This window comes from Micromonospora sp. NPDC047753 (assembly GCF_040642735.1).
Classification (GTDB): domain Bacteria; phylum Actinomycetota; class Actinomycetes; order Mycobacteriales; family Micromonosporaceae; genus Micromonospora.
The window spans coordinates 1-2,520 of sequence record NZ_JBEYSL010000723.1; the positions used below are offsets into that span (position 1 = coordinate 1).

4 protein-coding genes are annotated in these 2,520 nt (G+C 73.4%); 2 read left to right on the forward strand and 2 right to left on the reverse strand.

The window, feature by feature from the left end:
- Positions 1 to 67: 67 nt before the first annotated feature.
- On the forward strand, positions 68 to 472 hold the full coding sequence (locus ABZ749_RS33730) for a hotdog domain-containing protein (RefSeq protein ID WP_357235116.1): 405 nt from the start codon (positions 68 to 70) through the stop codon (positions 470 to 472).
- A 3-nt stretch (positions 473 to 475) separates the two neighbouring features.
- Positions 476 to 1,102, forward strand: a complete 627-nt coding sequence (locus ABZ749_RS33735; RefSeq protein WP_357235112.1) for a LysE family translocator — start codon at positions 476 to 478, stop codon at positions 1,100 to 1,102.
- A gap of 235 nt (positions 1,103 to 1,337) precedes the next feature.
- Here ABZ749_RS33735 and ABZ749_RS33740 read toward each other — a convergent pair whose 3' ends face one another.
- Both ABZ749_RS33740 and ABZ749_RS33745 read right to left on the reverse strand, forming a co-directional pair.
- A complete protein-coding gene (locus tag ABZ749_RS33740; protein WP_357235119.1) occupies positions 1,338 to 1,790 on the reverse strand; it encodes a hypothetical protein in 453 nt (150 codons plus the stop codon).
- Positions 1,791 to 1,819: 29 nt separating this feature from the next.
- Positions 1,820 to 2,308: a hypothetical protein gene (locus ABZ749_RS33745; protein WP_357235114.1), complete on the reverse strand. Its 489-nt coding sequence runs from the start codon at positions 2,306 to 2,308 to the stop codon at positions 1,820 to 1,822.
- Positions 2,309 to 2,520: the final 212 nt, after the last annotated feature.

Here is a 2,520-nt window from a genome sequence, read left to right on the forward strand (position 1 = left end):
GGCGTTCCGGCCGCCAGCACCCGGGACTCCACCACCGCACCATCCGGCAGCGGGGCATCCGGCAGCGCTGCCACGACGGCCACCGACGGACTCCGTCGCCGGTGTGGTCGCCGCCCGGCACTCCGACGGGCCGGCGGTGACCGCCGCCATCGACGAGACCGCGTTCCTGCGCGCCGTGCGGGTCGGCGACGTCGTGCACGTCGACGCCCGGATCACCTGGGCCGGACGCAGCTCGATGGAGGTGGCCGTCAAGGTCACGGCTGACCGGTGGGACCGGGCGGTGCCGCCCACCGACGTGGCCACCGCCCACCTGGTCATGGTCGCCATCGACGACGAGGGTCAGCCTCGTACGGTGCCGCCGCTGCTGCCGGAGACCGACGGGGACCGGCGTCGGTACCGGGAGGCGGAGATCCGCCGGGAGCACCGGCTGGCGCTGCGGAGGGCGTTGCTCGACGGCGCCGAGGAGGTCTGAGCCGTGCTCGGACTGTCCGTTGCGACGCTGGCCGGCTACCTGGCTGCGATCGTCGTCCTCATGGTTACGCCCGGTCCGGACATGATGTTCGTGCTGGCCACCGCCGGCCGCTACGGCACCCGCGCCGCGGTGGTGGCCGCGTTCGGTGTCGCCGCCGGGGAGGCCGTGCACGTGGCCGCGGTCGTCGGCGGTCTCGCCGCGGTCATCTCCGCCTCGCCGGTGCTGTTCACGGTGATCCGCTGGGCCGGCGCGGCGTACCTGGTCGTTCTAGGCCTGCGGGCGCTACGCGCCGTCGGCGCCCCGGTCGCCGGCGAGCCGGAGCAGAGTGGTCGCGCTGGGCGGGCCTTCCTGCGCGGCTTGGTGACCAACCTGCTCAACCCGAAGATGATCCTGTTCAGCGTGGCGTTCCTGCCCCAGTTCGTCGACCCGGCAGCGGGCAGCGCCACCGCGCAACTGGTGCTCCTCGGCGCGATCTTCGTCGCGGTGCAGCTGACCGTCGACATCGCTCTGGGCGTGATCGCCGGCCGGGCCGCCGGCCGGATGACGGACGGCCGTTGGTCGCGGCGGATCAACCGGATCTGCGCGGTGGCGTTCGTCGCGCTCGGCGTACGACTGGCGCTCGGCTCGTAGCGTCGCCTCGCCGGGTTGATGGCTGGTGGCCGGGCAACCTGGGTGGGCGGACCGGCCCGCGGTGCGCAACGGGCAGGTGTGGGTGGTCGACGGATCCGCGTACTTCAACCGCCCCGGATTAACGCCACCGGACGACTGATGTGGTGCCGCCGAGGGCTGCTGGTGCGTCGGGGGCGGTGCCGTTGCGCAGCTCGGTCGTTCGGGACTCCGGTGCCGGCACCACCCCCGGCGCATGTTAGGGCGGGGAGATCGACGGAGCCTGCCCGGAGCCGAAACGCCATCCTTCGACGGTGCCCTGCGCGGGGTTGTAGCTGCTGGCGCCGAGCGTGCTGTAGGACCAGGTGCCGCCGGGCACAGCGTGCCAGTACGACCAGTACGCGCTGGCCGGGGGAGTGTTGACGCATGGTTCGGAGGCGGGTGTGGGATAGCCGTTGATGCGGCAGACGAAAGCAAGCCCCCAGCGTTGGGTGCCCGTCACGGTGAAGCCCGCGCCCTGCAACGCGGCCAAGCCGGTCGGCGGGTCTCCGAGCCGGCAACCGGTCTGCACGCCGAGGCCGAACGCGGTGAGGTCGACGACCACCGTGACGCCCGCGCCCGGCGCGCACGCCGCTGCGTGTGCGGCGCGCGGAACCGGGTCAATGACGATCAGGCCGACGCTGGCGACGGCAGCCGCGAGCAGCAGCGCCATCCGTCGCCGAATCGTCGCCCGCTGCGCGGTCACCACGGTGCACACGCCAGGACGGGAGCGGCGGGCTGGGCGCCGCTGGCCGACAGGGTCGCGTACCCGGTGCCGGCAAGGCCGGGGACGGCCTGAGCGGTGGCACGCACCGCGGTGGTCGCGTCGAAGCCACCCGAGGTGTACGCGATGGCGCCGCGCTCGGTGGAAGGCCCGGTGCAGGCCACCTGGAGGCCGATGAGGAACTGGCGGGCGCGCAGCCACGGCAGCGGTCGCCCGGCGACGGCCAGTGCCTGGGCGGCGAGGCCGGTGCTGTTCGCGTTGGGCACGCCGTTGGCGGAGAATGAGCCGTCACCGCCCTGCACGGAGACCAGCCACTGTGCAGCCGAGGCCGCGACGAGCGGCCGGTCCGCCGCGAGCAGAGCCTGGACCGCGATCGCTGTCGCGTCGACGTCGCTGACACACGTCGCCTGCCCGAACAGCAGTGGGAAGCCACCGTCGGCGCACCGGCTCGCGGCCAGGAACGTCACCGCGGCCGGTGGTGCGCCGCCAGCGCGGTCCGACGCCAACACCGCGAACGACTGGGTGAACGTGTTGCTGTAGTCGCCGAACGCTGAACGGTCGGAGTATCGACCTGACGGAGTCAGCAGACCGCCGAGGCCCCGTCGACGATGTGCGGCAGCCGCTCGACCAGCCGCTCGTCGACGGCCAGCGTCGGGTCGAGCTGCTTGCTCAGCCCGAG